Below are 16,747 nucleotides of genomic sequence, written 5' to 3'. Positions count from 1 at the left end.
CCCGGGGCTCGGGGCCGGGGGCTCGGGGCCGGGGGCCGGGGGTCGGGGCTCGCCGGGCTGCTTCCCGACGGCGACGTGGTCCGGGCCGGTATCAGGAGATACCGGCCCGGACCACGTCGCGCTACTTCACCGACCCGGCCATCACGCCCTGCACGAAGTACCGCTGGAAGGCGAAGAACACCCCCAGCGGGATGACCATCGACAGGAACGCGCCGGGCGCGATCACGTCGATGTTCGAGGAGAACGACCGGGTCTGCTCCCGGATCGCGTACGTGATCGGGGCCGAGTCCGGGTTCGCGAACACCAGCGCCACCAGCAGGTCGTTCCACACCCAGAGGAACTGGAAGATCGCCAGGGACGCGATGGCCGGCCAGCCCAGCGGCATGATCACCTTCCGGAAGATCACCGCCTCGCCGCCACCGTCGATCCGCGCCGCCTCCAGCAGCTCCTTCGGGATGCCCGCGAAGAAGTTGCGCAACAGGAAGATCGCGAACGGCAGGCCGAACGCGACGTGGAACAGCACCACGCCCGGGATGGTGCCGAACAGCCCCAGCTTGCCGAAGATCTCGGCGTCGGGGATGAGAGCCACCTGGACGGGTACGACGATCAGCGCCACCACGACCAGGAACAGCCAGTCCCGGCCGGGGAACTCGATCCACGCGAACGCGTACGCCGCCATCGAGCCCAGCACCACCACCAGGATCGTGGACGGCACCGTGATCAGGACCGTGTTCCACAGCGAGGACACGATCCGCTCGTTGCCGAACAGCTTCTCGTAGTTGTCGAGGGTGAGCTGGCCCGGGGCGGAGAACACCGTCCACCAGCCCGAGGCGTTGCTCGCACCAGCCGGACGGAAGCTGGAGATGGCCAGGCCCAGGGTGGGGGTCAGCCAGAACAGTCCGATCAGGACGAGGACGACCTCGCCGACGCGTTTGGCGACGCCGCCGGCCCGGTTGCGCTTCGGGCGCTTCGCGGGTGCCCCGGCGCTGGCCTTGGCGGTGCCGGTCTTGGCGGCGCCGGTGCCCGCGTCGGTGCCGACCCGATCCGGGGGCACCCCGTTCCCAGCCGTGCTCATGTGCCCTCCCGCTTGAGTCGGCGCAGGTTGAACAGCATCGCCGGGAGGACCAGCAGGAACAGCAGCACACCGAGCGCGCTGCCGAGCCCGTAGTCCCGGGCCCCGCCGAAGGACACCCGCCACATCTGGAGCGCCACCACGTTCGCGTCGGCCTGCACGGCCTCCGGGGCGAGGACCAGCACCAGGTCGAAGACCTTCAACACGTTGATCACCATCGTGACCAGGACGACGATGAGTACCGGTCGCAGCTGCGGCACCGTGATCCTGCTCAGTACCTGCCACTCCGACGCGCCGTCCATCCGCGCGGCCTCGATGGTGTCCCGGGGCAGCGCGGCCAGTCCGGCGGCGACCATCACCATGGCGAACCCGGCCCAGATCCACAGGTACGTGCCGATCACGGCCGGGGTCACCACCGCCGGGCCGAGCCAGTCCACCCCGCGGAACGGTTGGGCGAAGTTGTCCGCCGGCAGCCGGACCGTGTACCCGTCGCCGGTCAGCTCCGGGAACGCGAACCGCCCGGCGCCGTCCGTCTTCGCGGTGCCGACCACCTTCCCGTCGCGCACCGCCTCGACGGAGATCCCCGGCAGGCCCTTCTCGGCCGGGTCGATGGCCCGCTGCCGGCCGCCGCCCCCGGTCGCGAAGTCCAGCCAGACCACCCCGCGCACCCCGGCACCGGCGTCCGGGGGCGCGGCGGCCACGGCCCCGGACGGCACCTTGTCGGGGGCCAGCCCCACCAGCGGCACCAGCGCGACCGTCCCGGCGGCGGCCGGCAACTCGACGTTCCCGTCGCCGGTGGTCGTGGTGCCCGCGCCGTCCCGGGGCCGGACGCCCGGGTAGTCCGACGGCGGGGCGAACGCGTCGTGCACCCCGACCACGGCCGCGTTGGCCAGGCCCCGGTCCGGGTCCGCGTCGTACACCATCCGCCAGGTCACCCCGGCCGCCAGGAACGAGATCGCCATCGGCATGAACACCACGGCCTTGAACGCCGTCTGCCAGCGCATCCGTTCCGTGAGGACCGCGAACAGCAGCCCCAGCACCGTCACGATGGTCGGGGCCACCACGACCCAGATCGCGTTGTTGCGGATCGCGGTCAACGTCTCCGGGGACGTGAACATCGTCCGGTAGTTGTCCACGCCCACGAAGGAGCCGCCGCCCGCGTCGAAGAAGCTCCTGACCAGGGTGTACCCGATCGGGTACAGCACCAGGACGGCCAGGATCAGCACCGCCGGCACGAGGAACGGAAGCGCCCTCCTCACTTGTACGCTGCCGCTGCCGCCGCCTCCAGCTTGGCCGCCGTCCCGCTCACGTCGGTCGGGTTCGCCAGGAAGTCCTGGAGGATCTTCCACTCCCCGCTGCCGGGGGTGCCGCCGAACGCGCTCGGCGCCAGGTCGGACATGTCGAACCGGAAGTCGTTGCCGGCCGCGATGATGGCCTCGCCGAGCTTCTTGCTGGTCTCGTCCGGGTAGGCGCTCGACGAGAGGTTCTTGTTGGGGGACAGGAAGCCGCCCTGCTTCGCCCACACCTCCGCCGCCTCCGGGGTGGCCAGCCACTGCAACAGCGCCTGTGCGCCCTTCGTGTTCTTCAACGCCACGGCCACGTCCCCGCCACCGACCACCGAGGGCTTGGAACCCTTGATCGACGGGAAATCGAAGAACTTCGCCGTGGTACCGACCTTCGCGCCGGTCTCCTTCTGGATGTTCGTCGCCACGAAGTCACCCTCGAACACCACCGACGCCTTCGGGCTCGACCCGAACACCTGCGTCACCGACTGCTCGAACTTCGTCTGCAACGCCGAGGACGGCCCGCCCGGGATCGTGTTCGGCGCGCCCCACAACTGGCCCAGCAGGGTCAGCGTCTCCACCACGGTCGGGTCGGTGAACGGGATCTGGTGCTTGGCCAGCTTGTCGTAGTTCTCCGCGCCGGCCACCCGCAGGTAGACGTTCTCGAACCAGTCGGTCAGCACCCAACCGTCGCCGCCGCCCACCGCGAGCGGGGGAGTGCCCGCGTCCGACAGGGACTTCAGCGCGGCCGTGAACTCCTCCCAGGTCTTCGGAGGCTGCACGCCGGCCTGGGTGAACTTCTCCGTCTGGTACCAGATGAGGCTCTTGTTCGCGGCCTTCAGCCACACGCCGTAGACCTTGCCGTCGGCGGCGGTGCCGAGGGTCTTCCAGATCGGGGCGTAGTTCTTGTCGATATTGGACTGGGTGTCCGCGTTCACGGGGTGGAGCGCGCCCTGTTTCGCCAGGTCGGCGAGCAGCCCCGGCTGGGGCAGGACCGCGACGTCCGGCGGCTGGCCGCCCGAGATCTTGCTGCCGAGCACCGTGGCGATGTCGTTGCCCGTCGAACTGAAGGTCACCGTCGCGCCCGTCTTCGCGGCGAACGCGTCGAGGACCTTCTGGAACCGGGCCTGTTCCTCGCCCGACCAGACCGCCGACACCTGGATCGTCTCGCCCTTCAGGGAGCCGTCCGCCGGGGATTTGCCCGTATCGTTACTGCTACAGCCAGCCGCGGCGAGGGCCAGAGCCGCGGTGGTGGCGCCGAGGCGCAGGAAGAATTTCATGGGGTTCCCTCCCGGATGAACACAACCGTTCGAGTACCCGGGGATTATCCCGCAAAACATCAAATCAGAACGGATAAACCATTCGACACGCTCGATACGGTGCGGATGCTCGCAGAGTGTGCGAAGCGCTGGACGAAAGAGGCGTGGACATGGATGTGCGGATACGGACCGTCGGATCCGACGAGGACCGGGAGGCCTGGCGCCAGGTCCGGATCGCGGTCATCCCCGAGGAACGGTGCGCCAGCGTCGCCGAGATGCGCGCGCGGACCAGCCCCCACCGGCTGCTGCTCCTCGCGGAGGTCGACGGTGAACTCGCCGGCAGCGGCATCGCCGACCTGTCCGACGTGGGCGGGCAGATCTCCGTCGCGCCCCGGGTCCTGCCCGGGTTCCGCCGCCGGGGCGTCGGCACCGCCCTGCTGTACGCGCTCGCCGAGCACGCCGCGACCCTCGGCCGACCCCGGATCGGGGCCAACGCCGACGACCCCGGCTCGGTGGCCTTCGCGGTGCGGCACGGCTTCGCGGAGGTCGACCGGCAGGTCGAACAGATCCGGGCCGTCGGCGACGAACCGCTGCCCGCGCCGCTCCCCGGCATCGAGATCGTCACCGCCGCCGACCGCCCCGAACTGTGGCCGGCCGCGTTCGAGGCGTTCGGCCGGGAGGTCACCGGGGACTTCGCCCTCGACCCGCCCATCCTGATCACCCAGGAACAGTGGGTGGAGGACTGGCTCGGGGACCAGGTGTTCCTCGCCGTGGTCGACGGGGAGGTGATCGGGTGCGCCGGCTTCGAGTTGGACACCGACCGGCCGGAGCGGGCCGAGTACGCGCTGACGGCCGTGCGGCGGGACTGGCGCGGGCGCGGGGTCGCCTCGTACCTGAAGAGGTTGACGCTCTGGTGGGCGGCGCGGAACGGGATCACCGAGGTGTACACGTGGACGCAGCGCGGGAACGCGGACATGCGCCAGCTCAACGAGCATCTCGGGTTCACGCTGCGGCAGGAGAGCGTGACGGTGCGGCGGGACCTGCCGCTGTAGCGGCTACTCCGGGAGGTTCGAGCGGTCCGCCGGGACCTCCAGGACCTGGGTGACCGCCGTCAGCGGGATCGGGCCGTAGATGTGCGGGAACACGCCGTCGCCCGCCCGCTCCAGCCTCACCTCCGCGTCCAGGTGGTCGGTCTCGATCACCAGGAGGAGCAGGTCCTCGACGTCCGCGTAGTACCGGGCGGCCACGCCGCGCACCTGGTCGGGCAGGGAGGCGTGGATGTAGCCCTCCTCGGCGAGGGTGCGCTCGCGGGTCGACTTCGTGTACTCCCCGGCGGCCTGTGCGGCGGCCCAGGTGGCGGTGTCGGTGAGGTGGTAGATCACTGTCATGCCCCCGACGCTACCCGAGGCGGACCGGGCGCCGGACTGAAGCTGGGTCTCGGTCGGGCCGAGGCGGCGTCGCGGGGGTCGGGTCGGCGGCGCCGGGGCCGGGTGCCATTCGACCTGGTCGGTACCCCGCGCGGCAGGGCGGTGCGGCCCCGGGAACGCCGTCGGGGAGGGGCCGCCCGAAGGCCGCTCCTCCCCGACGGGACCGTGCGACTAGCTCGCCCTACCCACCCGGATGGTGGTGTAGCGACCCTGCGCGTGCTCCTTGACGACCTCGATCACGGTGTTGGTGTCGGGCACCCTCACACCCTGGTCGGGGTTCGCCGCGTTCCAGTAGTTCCCGGTCCGGTCGTTGAACGCCCGCACCGGCGCCTGCTTCGGGAACACGGTCGCGACCCCACCCCGGTGCAGCGTGATCCTGTCCGTGTACTTCAGCCCCAACGTCGCGTCGAACGACTGGGCCCGACCGCCGACCAGCGTGCCGTCGGCGTACCGCAGCGGGGTGGCCCGCACGTCCACCGGCAGGATCATGCCCGCGCCCGGGTGGTCCCGGGTCGTGTTGTCGGTGAAGTACGGGTCCCAGAGCCAGACGAGCACGCCGTCCTGGTACGGGAAGCGCTCGACCTGGTTGGACTGCCCGGCGACCCCGCCCCAGCCGAAGTTGTACGGCCCGGTCTGCAGGAACGCGCCGTACGCGACGTAGCGCCGGTTCTCCACGATGTACTTGCGCGGGTAGGCCTTCGCGCCCGTCTTGCCGATCCGCGAGAAGCCGACCGCGGTCCAGCCGTTGTCGCCGCTCTCGATGTCGTCGGACAGCACGACCCGGTCCCCGGCCTTCACCGTCACGGTGTCGAGGAGGAAGCCGTTTTCGGCGGTGTTGGTGTCGGTGACGTAGCGGACGCGGAAGAGGACCGTGCCGCCGGCGTATGCGTCGAGGTTGTAGTTGAGGTCGACCCAGCCGGCGGAGGTGCCGGTGAGGCCGGGGCGGCCGCCGACGTTGGGGATGGGTGCGCCGTTGACGGTGCCGCCGACGCCCTTCCAGGTCGCGCCGTTGTCGGTGGACACCTCGCCGTAGAGGTAGTCGAAGTCCTCCTCGATCCAGTAGCGGCTCTTCGCCGACACGCTGGCCGTCGTCGCCCCGGACAGGTCGAGCGAACGGGTCAGGGTCTCGTCGAGGTAGTCGCCCCGGCCGCTCCACCACTGGCTCGCGCCCTGGAACGGTTCGACCAGTTCCGTGGTGATCTGCCGGGCGGGCAGGTCCACGAGCACGGCCTGCTTGTCCGCCGTGTTGTACGAGGACACGCCCAGCTCGTGCGTCGACTCGGTGGCGGCCTTCGCCGTGTCGTAGTTGAGCCAGCCCACCTGGAGCTTGCTCCACGCGTCGAGGTCGCCCGGGTACTCGCCGGTCGGGCCGTTCTCACGCCCCAGGTACGAGGCGGAGGACATCAGCGACCAGAAGTTCACCCCGTTGTCGCCCGTCGAGGCGTACAGGTCGGGCAGGCCCAGGAGCAGGTGGCCGTTCTCGTGCGCCATGAGGCCGAGGCCGCTGTTCTCGCCGCCCGTGAGGTAGTCGCCCACCCACAGGCCGGTGTCGCCGACCTGGGTGCCGCCGTTCTTGTTCCCGGCCGGGCCGGAGACGCCGCGCTGCGGCCAGTACGCGAAGTACCGGTGCGCCCAGACCGCGCCGGAACCCTGCGGGCCACCGCCCCAGGTCTGGTCGACGCCCGCGTGCACGACCTCGTAGTTGTCGATGTACCCGTCCGGCTCGTTGAAGTTGCCGTCCTGGTCGTGGTCGTACTGGTCGCGCTGGTCGTACTCCGCTAGCTGCGCCTTGATCTGCGCGGGCGTGCGGCCCTTGGCGATCTCGCCGTTGTACCAGGCGGTCAGCGAGTCGCGGACCATGTCCCAGTTGCTCGGGCACTGGCCGCCGCCGTCGCACAGGTCGCTGCCGTACCGGGCCTCGTTGTAGGGCAGCTTCACCCAGTCGGAGACGTACCCGGAGATGTCGTAGCGGCCCGAGGACTGGATCTGCAGGTAGTTGCGCAGCGAGTTCGCGCCCTTCGCCCTGCTGAAGAACATGTCCTCGTAGTACGCGCGGTCGAAGTCCGGCCGCCAGATGGTGTGGTTGTCGTTCGTGGTGGCCGGGTTCACGATGGTGTTGTGCGCCGGGCCGGGGGTGCCGCCGTACTTGACCTGGCCCCGGTACATCGTGGTGTTGTCGACCTGGTCGCCGAACTCGGCGAGCACGACGAACACCTTGTCGGACCGCTGCTGGGCGACCTCGACGTAGTTCTGGCCGACCCGGACCGTACCGGCGGGGGCCGGCGCGACCGAACGGGCCTGCGGCGCGCCGGAGGTGACCTGCTCGATGGCCTTGCGGCGGAGCGCCTGCTGCTCCATCTGCTGCGGGCTGAGCGAGACAGGGGCCGCCTGACCCTGGGGGGCGGTGTCGGCGGCGGGGGTGGGGGGCGGGCCGGCCGAGGCGGGGCCGGCGAGGGCTACGGCGCCGAGCAGCGTCGCCGTGAGCCCCGCCGCGATCGCGGTGGTTCTGCGCACTAGGGGGTCCTCTCACCTGGGGTGACCGGTTCGAGGGAGCGCACCGGCCACAGGATCGGTGATATGTTACACACGACACAGCCCGAGATCCATACATGCGAACGGGCAGATCTGCGGGGGACCCCGCCGGAGCCCGGGAAGGGGCCGCGGCGGGGTCGTTCCTGCTAGGACAGGCGGCGGATGTCCCCGTACGCCCGGTAGAAGCCGCCCCGGACGGACTCGCGGACCTCGTCCACCACGTACCGCGCGCCGGCCTGGCGGATCTGCTTCGGGAACTGCACCCGCCAGTCGGAGTGGAAGCCGCCCGAGACCACCCGGACCCGCAGTTCGCCGCCGTCCTGGTAGCACTCCACGACGATGCCCCGGTCACCCGCCGTGGTCACGACCTCCACGGTGGTCGACGGCACGATCGCGTCGAGCTTGGGGGCCTTCACGTCGCGGACCTGCGGCACGGTGCCCTGCTGGGCGTCGCGGATCGCGGCCTCGGAGGCGTCGATGCAGGCCAGCGAGCCGTCGGTGGTGACGATGTAGAGCCGGCCGTCCCGGTACTGCATGGAGAAGGCCGAGCCGCAGCCCGTACCGAGCTTCCACAGCCGGGTGCCCTGGTCGTCGAAGCAGTAGACCGAGGAGGAGCTGTCCCCGGCGAACACGAACCGGCCGTCCTCCGACGCCGCGCACGAGTAGACGGCGGCGTCGCACTGGTAGACCCGGACCTGGTTGCCCGACTTCGTCAGCTCGTGCACCTTGTTGCGGGTGGTGCCCGCGTACAGCCGGTCGGACTCCTGCCAGCCGAACAGCACCTGGCCCTGGGTGTTCTCGTGCCACAGCTCCTTGCCGGTCTCCCAGTCGTACATCGTCACGCCGGCCGAGTGGCCCTGGTAGACGCCGAGGTCGTCGCAGCGCACCATCCAGCCGCCGGTGCCCCGGCCCGGCCGGCGCCACTGGAACTCGTCCTCGTGGTTGAACACCGAGATGCCGCCGCCTGCGTCGGAGACCCCGAGCACGCCGTCGTGGATGTCGAGCCAGTAGATGTCGACGTCCTTGGCGATCTCGTAGGACACCCGGGGGGCCTTGCCGGACAGGTCGTAGACGTTGCCGTCGTCGCAGCCCGCGTACAGCCAGTCGTCGTCGGCGACCATGCACTTCACGCCGTCGGGCAGCTTGAACTCCCGGGTCACCTGGCCGTCGAGCGTCAGGGTGTAGATCTGGCCGCGCTCGTTGCCGACCATCGCGTGCGCGTCGTCGACGAAGATGCCGAACGCCGACGTGCCCGACTGGAACCGCCACAGCACCGGCGCCCGGTTGGCCGTCGAGCGGGTGCTGACGATCTCGCGCCGGGTGATCGAGCGGCGCTGGCGGACGCCCTGCACCGCCTCCTCGTACCCCTTGCGCATCTTCTCGCGGATCTTCTTCTCTGCCTCGGCGAGTGCCCGGTCGGTGCTCGGGAACGAGCTGGTCTTCGCCTGCCCCTGCTCCCCGATCCGGCCGAACCTGATGGTCAGCTCGGTCCCGTCGATCCGCACCTCGTAGAACTTGTGCGAGCCCCCGTCGTTCTCCGACAGCTCCAGATACCGCGTCTCAGCGCTCATTCACCCATCCGTCCACTACGACTGTGACGGCAGGTTAACCGGCGGGTGCGACAAATACCTGAGAGCCAGGTCACGGACCATTGTGGAGTACGCCACGAGCAGGTCCGGCGGGCCCAGTATCTCCAGGTCAACCCCCAGGCGGAGCAGATCGCTGACGGCCATCCGGATGCTCTCCACGGGGATGGTGGCCTCGACCCAGCCGTCACCGTCGGGCGGGCCGGCCGTGGCGGCGGCGGCCCGGGCGACCGTGGTACCGAGCATCCCGGGCAGCAGATCCACCGCCCGAGGGGACAGCCGGACGCGCGCTTCGCCCTGGTACTGCCTGGATTCGAACCATTCCGTGTGCGCGTCCCAGTACCCGGCGAGGTCGAAGTCCTCCGGGCGCGCGCACTCCTCGGCCAGCGGCTCGACGCTCAGGATGTTCGCCACCCGGTATGTCCTGAGTGTCCCCTCGGCGGTGGCGACCAGATACCACCGCCCGGCCTTCAGCACGATGCCCAGCGGGTCCACGGTCCGGGTGACCTCGCGGGGGACCTTCCAGCGCCGGTACCCGAGAGTGAGGCGGACCCCGCGCCACACCGCGTCGGCGACGGCGCCCAGCCAGGGCGTGTCGTCCGCCGCCTGGAACCACGCGGCGGCATCCAGGTGGAACCGCTCCCGGATCCGCCCCGTCGTCGTCGGCAGCGCCGCGTGCAGCTTCAACTCCGCCGCCGTCAGCACCGACCCGAGCCCCAGCTGGGCCGCCGGCCCGGGCATCCCGACCAGGAACAACGCCTCGGCCTCCTCCGGCGTCATGCCCGTCAGCCGGGTGCGGTAGCCGTCCAGCAGCCGGTAGCCCCCGGCCGGGCCGCGCTCGGAGTAGACCGGGACGCCCGCCGCGCCGAGCGCCTCGACGTCCCGGTAGATGGTGCGGACCGACACCTCCAGCTCCTCGGCCAGCTCCCGGGCCGTGCGCCGCCCGTGCTTCTGCAACGACAGCAGCACGGAGAGGAGTCTCATGTACCTGACACTACCTGTCAGGTACACGGGGCAGGCTGACCCGCATGACTATCGCAACCCTGTCCGGCGTCACCCTCGACTGCTCCGACCCGACCGCCCTGGCCGCCTTCTACACCGCCCTCACCGGCTGGGAGTCCGTCTACGCCGACGACTCCTACGCCTACATCGGCGGCGAGGGCCCCGTGAAGATCGGCTTCCAGAAGATCGCCGACCACCCCCGGTCGAACTGGCCGGACGACGCCAAGCAGTTCCACCTCGACTTCGGCGTCGCCGACCTCGCCAAGGCCGAGGCCCAGGCCCTCGAACTCGGCGCCACCCGCCCCGACTTCCAGCCCGGCGACGGCCGGTGGGTCGTCCTGCAGGACCCCGCCGGGCACCCGTTCTGTCTGAGTCCTCTGGCGTAATGGGCGGGTGACGACGGACGAACTGCGCCGGATCGTGGCCGGATCCGCCTGGTTGACCCGGGTGCTGGCCACGGTCCGCGCGGCAGTCCCTCGACGCCTGTGTCGGCCCCGCCGACACGTCGCGGCTGGGCTGATGGTGGCATGGTGACCCATGTGCACAACGCGAAAGGCCTCGGTATGACGCGAGTCTGGCCGTACAACGATCAGCCTGTGGGTTTCGCGCTGCCTGACTACGGCCTGACCGCCGGGCAGAACCGGGAGCTGACCGACCGGATCTGGTCGTACCTGACAGCCGGATCTGACGACGCCGGACACTTCGCGGGCGCGGAGGGCGGCGACTGGCCGATGACGCCGGAGCAGTTGTCCGCGGCGTTCGCGCACGCGCGCCGAGCTCGCGTGCGGCAGCAGGCACAATGGACAGTCGAGCAGGTCCGTACCAACCTCGACCTCGCCTTCGACGACTTGACCAACGCGGGTGTCGTCGCACGCCAGCACTTCACCTGTTGCGGCACGTGTGGCACGGCTGAAATCGGCGACGAAGCCGACAGGTCACGCCACTGGCGCGGATATGTGTTCTACCACCAGCAGGACACGGAAACGCTCGTCCACGAAGGCTCGGTGCACCTGTCCTACGGCATCTTCCCGCCCGAGGATTTCGACGAGGACGTCTACGCACTGCTGCCCGAGGCGGAACGCACGACCAGTTACCTCGCCGAGCTCGTCGAATTCGTCAACACCGACGTAGTTCCCCGCCTCACCGCGCACGGGCTGCGGGTCGAGTGGAACGGCGACTGCGACACCCGGATCCTGGTACGAGGTGCCGAATGGTACGCGAAGTTGTGAGAGGCGCCAGGTCGTCACGTCGGCTGTCGAGCCGGAGGCGTACCCGTCGAAGGGGTTTCGGGGTGGGATCTTTCTCGCTATTGGTGCGTGCTGGACGGGCGGTTTCGGCTACTGGAGGGTAGGGTCGCGGGATGAAGACCGGAGACGTGGCGCCCGAGTTCGAGCTCGCCGACCAGGACGGCACCCCCCGCAAGCTGTCCGACCTGCTCCAGGACGGCCCGGTCGTGCTCTTCTTCTACCCGGCCGCGATGACCGCCGGCTGCACGGCGGAGAGCTGCCACTTCCGCGATCTGGCGGCCGAGTTCGGGGAGCTGGGCGCGCAGCGGGTCGGGATCAGTCCGGACACCGTGGGCAAGCAGCGGGAGTTCGCCGACAAGCACGCGTTCGACTATCCGCTGCTGTCGGACGTGGGCGGCCTGGTCGCGGCGGCCTACGGGGTGAAGCGCAACATCTCGATCCTGCCGGTCAAGCGGCAGACGTTCGTGATCGGCAAGGACGGCCGGATCATCGACGTGGTCAAGAGCGAGGTGCGGATGAACGTGCACGCCGACCGGGCGCTCGAGGCGTTGCGAGCCTCGGGGCGATAGAGCCCGGTCGTACGCACGTACTCAGGCGGCCTCGACCCTCGCGGGGGAGGTGGCCGGCCGGGTGCGTGCCCTGCTGATCAGCGCGTCCACGGACAGTGCGCCGGGGCCGACGATCGCGATCAGGAGGAACGCCCAGGCGAACAGGGCGGACAGTTCGCCGCCGTTCTGCAGCGGGTGCAGCGCGACCTCCTGGTGCACGACGAAGTAGGCGTACGCCATCGAGCCCGAGCAGATCAGGGCGGCGATCCGGGTACCGAGGCCGAGCAGCACCAGGATGCCGCCGGCCAGTTGGATGACGGCCGCGTACCAGCCGGGCCACGATCCCGAGGGGACGGTGCCCCCCTGGCCCATGGCGCCGCCGAACACTCCGAAGAGCGACGAGGCCCCGTGGCTGGCGAACAGGAGTCCGACCACCACGCGGAAGAGACTGTGGACAGTTCCTTGCAATTTGGCTAGTGAGTCCATATCGCCATGTTTGTAGGGACGCCAAGGTCAAGTCAATGAAAATGGCGCACAAGTTCTTAGGGTTACCTAACTCTAACGCTGAGTCGGGCCCTTTCGCCAGCAACCACACCCAGCACCAGCAGATCGACCAGGACGCCGAACACCGTCCCGAACTGCGACAACATGGCGTCGAGCAGCTGTGTGACCAGGAGGTCCAGCAGGATCGCGCGGTGGAACCAGGTGAACGCGCCCGCCCGGTCCCGGCGCAGCTGCAGGAGTCCGATCAGGATGAAACCGGCGGAGGTCATCGCGCTGGCGCTCATGATCGTGGCGAGGATCTCATCGGAGTTGGCGACGAGCTCCTTGGGGAACAGGACCAGCGCGAACAGGGTCGCGGCGGCGGTCAGGATTCCGCCGATCACCTGGAGTACCAGTAGGGACACCGTGAGTATGGTGGCTGTCCGGCTGGCCAGGATCCGGTGCGCGCGGGTCACGAGGGTGCGCGCGAGTCGGTGTCCGAGGTCGTCGGCCCCGTCGGGGAGCGCGGCCAGCAGGGCTGCCGCCGCGGGGGTGGCCGGGAGGCCGGCGGCGGCGCGGAGGTGCGCGTCGGCCTCGGCCCTGCGGTGCGGGCTCAGGCCGGCCGTCACCCCGGACACGGCCTGGAAGACGGCTCCGGCGAGGTGCTCGCCCGCGCGGAGCGGGCGGCTGTGCAGCAGATGGGTACCGAGGAGGAACAGGATGACCGTGGCGTAGATGATCGCGGCGGCCGGCCGGAAGAAGTAGTCGTTGTCCCGGGTCACGAACTTGCCGACCTCGTCGATGAACAGGCCGAAGCCGATCCCGCCGACCACCGCCGTCGCGGGGCGCACGATGGCGCCGATGAAGGACAGGTGCAGGAGCATGGCCAGCGCCATCAGCAGGCCGCCCCACAGGACGTGCGCGATGTGCAGCCGGCTGCCGCCGACGCTCGGGTAGCCGGCGGCGGCGAGTCCGCCCCGGGTGAGCAGGACCGTCGCGACGGCCGTGACCACGAAGGCCGTGAGGAGCGGGACCGCGTGCGGGTCGCGGGGGAGCCCCCACCGGAGAAAAGGCTGCCGCTGCATCGGCTGATTATCCCTTTTGGTACCTGAAAGGTGGCGCACATTCCCGGACGCGACGGCTGTTGTCGAGTAGTAGCATGTGATGTACTACCAACCATGCTCGACACCTATCTCGCCGCCTCCGCGCGCACCGGCAGGTTCACCTACGGTGCCCCCCGGGCGGTCACCGTCTCCGCCGACGGCTCCCGACTACTCCTGCTCCGCTCCACCGGCCCCGCCGACCCGGTCGAGCGGCTGTGGACCGTGGACGTGGCGTCCGGTGCCGAGCACCTCGCTGCCGACCCGCTCGCCCTCTTCGGCGGCCCGGTCACCCTGGACGACCTGCCCCGGGCGGAGCGCGAGCTGCGCGAACGGGTCCGGCTGTGGGCACCGGGCATCGGGTCGTACGCGGCGACCTGCGACCACGCGACGGTCGTGTTCGTGCTGGGCGGGCGGTTGTTCCGGGTCACCCAGACGGTCGCGTCGAGCCCCGTCGCCGGCACCGGTTTCGGTAACGGGACCACCGGCGGGGTCTCCGGCGGCGACGCGGCCTCCGCCATCGGCACCGCCCCGGGCGACGCGGACGCCTCCGCGGGCGACGCGGCCTTCGCCGTCCGGACCACGGTCGACGAGCTCCCCGTCGCCGGCCCCGCCTTCGACCCCTGCCCGCACGCCGACCGCGTCGCCTACGTCGCCGACGACGCCGTCCACGTCACCGGCATCGGCCGGATCACCCCCGCCGACGGCGCCATCTGGGGCCGCGCCGAGTTCAACGCCGCCGAGGAGCTCGGCCGCACCCGGGGCCACTGGTGGCTCCCCGACGGCGACACCCTCCTGGTCACCCGCGTCGACGACTCCGCCCTGATCCGCCGGCACCTCGGCGACCCGGCCCGCCCGGAGGCCACCCCGGTCGCGCAGGCGTACCCGAGGGCGGGCGGGCCCAACGCCGACGTCGAGCTGTACCTCGTCCGGCTCAACGGGCTGACCACGCCGGTGAGCTGGGACCGGGGGACGTACCCCTATCTGACCGGGGTCGAGGCCGGGGAACGCCCGGTCATCACGGTGTACGACCGGCTCCAGCAGCACTGCCTGCTGCTCGCCGTCGACCCGGTGACCGGGGCGACGGAGCACCTCGCCGGGTTCGCCGACGAGCACTGGCTGGAGGCCGTCCCGGGCACGCCGTGCCTGCTGGACGACGGCCGGGTGCTGTCCACCGTGGAGGAGGACACCCGGTCGCTGGCCGTGGACGGGGTCGTGGTCACCCCGCCGGACCTGTACGTGCGCCGGCTCGTCGGGCACCACGCCGGTGGCCTGCTGGTCGAGGCCGGCGACGGGGACCCGGCCGAGCAGCACCTCTACGTCGTCACGCTCGACGGGGGCGCGAAACGGCTGACCCCCGAGCCGGGTACGCACAGCGCGGTCGTCGGCGGCGGCACCCTCGTCACGACCAGCGCCACCCTCGGCGGCATCCGGCGGACCGCGAACGGCCGGCACCTGACCGACGTGTCCGACCCGCTGCCGCACCTCGGCCGCCCGGTCCTCGCCCGGGTCACCGAGCACGGCCTGCCCACCGCCGTGGTCTACCCGCGCGACCATGTCGCAGGCCGCCCCCTCCCGGTGCTCCTCGACGTGTACGGCGGCCCCGGCGCGCAGGTCATCACCCACAACCCGAGGGTGTGGGCGGCCAAGCAGTGGTGGGCCGACCAGGGCTTCCTCGTCGTGACCGTCGACAACCGGGGCACCCCGAACGTGTCGCCCGACTTCACCCGGGCGGTGTTCCGCCGGTTCTCCCAGGTGGTCCTCGACGACCAGGTCTCCGCGCTGGCCGCGCTCGCCGACCGGCACCCGGACCTCGACCCCACCCGGGTCGGGGTGCGCGGCTGGTCCTTCGGGGGCTACCTGGCGGCCCTGGCGGTGCTGCGCCGGCCCGACGTGTTCCACGCGGCCTCCGCCGGGGCGCCGCCGACGGACTTCCGGGAGTACGACACCGCGTACACGGAAAGGTATCTGGGGTTGCCCGCCGACAATCCGGACGGCTACGCGGCCGACGCGCTGCTCGCCGACGCCCCGAACCTGACCCGGCCCCTGCTGCTCGTCCACGGACTGGCCGACGACAACGTGCACCCGCTGCACTCGCTGCGGCTGTCGGAGGCGCTGACGGCGGCGGCCCGGCCGCACTCGGTGGTCACGGTGCCGGGGCTGAGCCACATGACGCCCGACGGGGTGGGCGAGCGGCTGTCGGCGATCGAACTCGACTTCCTCCGGGCGCACCTGCGGCCCTGATCCGGGGCCTCGCGTCCCGGCCGTGCGCGGGCCGGGCCACCCGCGCGGAAAGGTGGGGGCCGCCCGCCGGAAAAAGGTGGGGGGCCGCCCCCATGCGCGGCGCGCCCACCCACGCCACGCTGGGGGTGTGCTGGTCTTCCGTGTTCTCGGTCCCGTGGCCGTGTGCGTGGGCGGCGGTGGTTCCCCGGGGACCGTCGCCGCCCAGCAGCGCGCCCTCCTCGCCGCGCTCCTGCTCCGCCCCGACGAATGGGTGAGCGCGGGCCGGCTCGTCGACGTCCTGTGGCCGGCCCACGCCCCGCGCAACCCCGAGCGCCGGCTGTCCGGGCACGTGTTCCGGCTCCGGGCCGTGCTGGACGCCCTGACCGGGGACCCGAGAATCGAGAGCCAACCAGGGGGGTACCGGCTGCGCCTGCGCCCCGGCCAGCTCGACCTGCACGCCTTCGAGGACCTCGCCGAACGCGGCCGGCGCGCCTACATCGCCGGCGACCCCGACATGGCGTCGCTCCTGTTGACGGAGGCGCTGTCCGTGTGGCGCGGCGAGCCGTACGAGGACGCGCCGGCCGGGCTGGTCGCACACGCGGTCACGGCCCTGCGCGAACGCCGGCTCACCGTGCACGAGCAGCTCGTGGAGGCGGAGCTGGCCCGGGGCCGGGCGGCGGCCGTCGTGCCCCTGGTGCGGGGGCTGCTCCTCGACGCGCCCCGCCGGGAACGGCTGTGGACCCAGCTGATCACCGCGTACGGGCGGTTGGAGCGGCGGGCGGACGCGCTGGCGGCGTACCAGCAGGCGAATCTGGTGCTGCCCCGGCCGGGCCCGCAGTTGCAGGCGGCGCACCGGCTGGTGCAGCGGCCGTGACGGGGGCGGGCCGGGTCGGCGCTGCGGCGCGGCCCGGCCCGCGACGGTGTTTCGGCGCGCGCGGCGGCCGTCGGGTTCCCCGCGCGCTCGTGCGGGTGGCGACCGGGACGG

At 71.3% G+C, this 16,747-nt stretch carries 15 protein-coding genes; 6 read left to right on the top strand and 9 right to left on the bottom strand.

Translation table 11 applies throughout. From position 1 onward, the window contains the following. Positions 1–121: 121 nt before the first annotated feature. From AB0M43_RS18005 to AB0M43_RS17995, 3 genes are read right to left on the bottom strand one after another with little or no spacing between them, the layout of a single operon-like run. Positions 122–1,075: a carbohydrate ABC transporter permease gene (locus AB0M43_RS18005; protein ID WP_363725960.1), complete on the bottom strand. Its 954-nt coding sequence runs from the start codon at positions 1,073–1,075 to the stop codon at positions 122–124. Continuing rightward, the gene (locus AB0M43_RS18000; RefSeq protein WP_363725958.1) at positions 1,072–2,331 is read right to left on the bottom strand and encodes an ABC transporter permease subunit; all 1,260 of its coding nucleotides are present in this window, start codon (positions 2,329–2,331) and stop codon (positions 1,072–1,074) included. Before AB0M43_RS18000 ends, AB0M43_RS18005 begins: the two co-directional genes overlap by 4 nt. Then, on the bottom strand, positions 2,328–3,635 hold the full coding sequence (locus tag AB0M43_RS17995) for an extracellular solute-binding protein (protein WP_363725956.1): 1,308 nt from the start codon (positions 3,633–3,635) through the stop codon (positions 2,328–2,330). The genes AB0M43_RS18000 and AB0M43_RS17995 overlap by 4 nt, the downstream gene beginning before the upstream one ends. Positions 3,636–3,784: 149 nt before the next feature. On the opposite strand from AB0M43_RS17995, the gene AB0M43_RS17990 reads away from it, so the two are divergent. Beyond that, positions 3,785–4,666, top strand: coding sequence for a GNAT family N-acetyltransferase (locus AB0M43_RS17990; protein ID WP_363725954.1), 882 nt, complete (start codon positions 3,785–3,787; stop codon positions 4,664–4,666). 3 nt (positions 4,667–4,669) lie between these two features. Here AB0M43_RS17990 and AB0M43_RS17985 read toward each other — a convergent pair whose 3' ends face one another. From AB0M43_RS17985 to AB0M43_RS17970, 4 genes are all read right to left on the bottom strand, one after another. After that, on the bottom strand, positions 4,670–5,002 hold the full coding sequence (locus AB0M43_RS17985) for a DUF952 domain-containing protein (protein ID WP_363725952.1): 333 nt from the start codon (positions 5,000–5,002) through the stop codon (positions 4,670–4,672). 210 nt (positions 5,003–5,212) lie between these two features. Further along, the gene (locus AB0M43_RS17980) at positions 5,213–7,555 is read right to left on the bottom strand and encodes an immune inhibitor A domain-containing protein (protein WP_363725950.1); all 2,343 of its coding nucleotides are present in this window, start codon (positions 7,553–7,555) and stop codon (positions 5,213–5,215) included. A 164-nt stretch (positions 7,556–7,719) separates the two neighbouring features. Continuing rightward, the gene (locus AB0M43_RS17975; protein WP_363725948.1) at positions 7,720–9,144 is read right to left on the bottom strand and encodes a WGR domain-containing protein; all 1,425 of its coding nucleotides are present in this window, start codon (positions 9,142–9,144) and stop codon (positions 7,720–7,722) included. A gap of 15 nt (positions 9,145–9,159) precedes the next feature. Continuing rightward, entirely contained in the window at positions 9,160–10,143 is a 984-nt protein-coding gene (locus AB0M43_RS17970) for a YafY family protein (RefSeq protein ID WP_363725946.1), read from the bottom strand. Between the two features lie 44 nt (positions 10,144–10,187). Here AB0M43_RS17970 and AB0M43_RS17965 point away from each other — a divergent pair, with 44 nt between their 5' ends. The 3 genes from AB0M43_RS17965 (at position 10,188) to AB0M43_RS17955 (ending at position 11,977) form a co-directional block, all read left to right on the top strand. Then, entirely contained in the window at positions 10,188–10,547 is a 360-nt protein-coding gene (locus AB0M43_RS17965; protein ID WP_363725944.1) for a VOC family protein, read from the top strand. Between the two features lie 141 nt (positions 10,548–10,688). Beyond that, positions 10,689–11,390, top strand: coding sequence for a hypothetical protein (locus tag AB0M43_RS17960; RefSeq protein ID WP_363725942.1), 702 nt, complete (start codon positions 10,689–10,691; stop codon positions 11,388–11,390). A gap of 131 nt (positions 11,391–11,521) precedes the next feature. After that, entirely contained in the window at positions 11,522–11,977 is a 456-nt protein-coding gene (locus AB0M43_RS17955) for a peroxiredoxin (protein WP_363725940.1), read from the top strand. Between the two features lie 21 nt (positions 11,978–11,998). On the opposite strand, the gene AB0M43_RS17950 is transcribed toward AB0M43_RS17955, so the two are convergent. Next, positions 11,999–12,442, bottom strand: coding sequence for a DoxX family protein (locus AB0M43_RS17950; RefSeq protein WP_363725938.1), 444 nt, complete (start codon positions 12,440–12,442; stop codon positions 11,999–12,001). A 62-nt stretch (positions 12,443–12,504) separates the two neighbouring features. Continuing rightward, entirely contained in the window at positions 12,505–13,524 is a 1,020-nt protein-coding gene (locus AB0M43_RS17945) for a hypothetical protein (RefSeq protein ID WP_363725936.1), read from the bottom strand. Between the two features lie 93 nt (positions 13,525–13,617). On the opposite strand from AB0M43_RS17945, the gene AB0M43_RS17940 reads away from it, so the two are divergent. Next, positions 13,618–15,783, top strand: coding sequence for a prolyl oligopeptidase family serine peptidase (locus AB0M43_RS17940; RefSeq protein WP_363725934.1), 2,166 nt, complete (start codon positions 13,618–13,620; stop codon positions 15,781–15,783). A gap of 127 nt (positions 15,784–15,910) precedes the next feature. After that, positions 15,911–16,636, top strand: a complete 726-nt coding sequence (locus AB0M43_RS17935; RefSeq protein WP_363725932.1) for an AfsR/SARP family transcriptional regulator — start codon at positions 15,911–15,913, stop codon at positions 16,634–16,636. Positions 16,637–16,747: the final 111 nt, after the last annotated feature.

Source organism: Longispora sp. NPDC051575 (assembly GCF_040681875.1).
GTDB lineage: Bacteria > Actinomycetota > Actinomycetes > Mycobacteriales > Micromonosporaceae > Longispora.
Note: the sequence above shows the minus strand (reverse complement) of the source record. Positions and strands in the feature narration are given on the sequence as shown.